A 1,152-nucleotide genomic window follows, 5' to 3' on the forward strand; every position below is an offset into this window, starting at 1 on the left:
GCTTGATGTTTCCGGCAGGGTCACGGCGAATGAAAATGTTATCCATCATCCACCTTAAAACAGGGTGTCCGTTGTGGGCAAGTGTCTGTTCCAAGGTCAGCTTCATCAGTTCCTTGGTCGGCGGTGACATATCTTTGTATCCTTGCCCGAATTGCACCATCGTAAAACCAAGTCCCTCCAGATTCTGTGACATCTGCACCGCACCCCAACGGTCAAAAGCAATTTCTTTGATATGGAATTTCTGCCCCAGTTCATCGATGAAGTTTTCGATAAAGCCATAGTGGACAACATTGCCCTCCGTTGTTTTCAGATAACCCTGCTGCTCCCACACATCATAGGGAACGTGGTCACGGCGAACTCTTAAAGGCAACATTTCTTCCGGCAGCCAGAAGTAGGGCAGAACGTAGTAATGCTCGTCATCATCTGTTGGAGGAAATACCAAAACAAAAGCTGTAATATCCGTTGTAGAGGAAAGGTCAAGTCCACCGTAGCAGATTCTTCCTTCGAGTTCGGATTCATCAAAAGCGACCTTGCATTTGTCCCATTTCTCCATCGGCATCCAACGTACCGCCTGTTTTACCCATTGATTGAGTCTCAGTTGTCGAAAAGCGTTCTCTTCGCCGGGAGTTTCCTTTGCAGAATTACACGCCGCCAACACCTTATCCATGCCGATTGTCTTGTCGAGTGACGGATTTGCTTTTTTCCACACCTTCGGGTCAGTCCAGTCCTCGGATTCATCTGCACCATAGATAACCGGATAGAAAGTCGGATCATGCTTTCTGCCCTCCAGAATGTCCTTTGCCTTTTGGTGAACTTCATAGCAGATTGAATTTGTGTCCGTTCCGGCTGTGGTGATGAGAAAATACAAAGGCTGCATTCTGGCATCGCCGGAGCCTTTGGTCATAACATCAAAGAGCTTTCGGTTCGGCTGCGTATGCAGTTCATCAAACACAACCCCGTGAATGTTGAAACCGTGCTTGGAGTAGGCTTCTGCCGAAAGCACCTGATAAAAGCTGTTGGTCGGGATGTACACGATACGCTTTTGTGAGGTCAGGATCTTCACTCGCTTGGAAAGGGCAGGGCACATTCGCACCATGTCGGCAGCCACATCAAACACTATGGCAGCCTGTTGGCGGTCGGCAGCACAGCCGT

At 48.9% G+C, this 1,152-nt stretch carries 1 protein-coding gene; it reads right to left on the reverse strand.

The annotated features are described in order from the left end of the window. A partial coding sequence (locus RUMCAL_RS11385; protein WP_021683040.1) for a terminase large subunit occupies window positions 1-1,152 on the reverse strand: 1,152 nt, incomplete at both ends.

The sequence above is a fragment of the Ruminococcus callidus ATCC 27760 genome, from assembly GCF_000468015.1.
In the GTDB taxonomy this organism is placed as follows: Bacteria; Bacillota; Clostridia; order Oscillospirales; family Ruminococcaceae; genus Ruminococcus_C; species Ruminococcus_C callidus.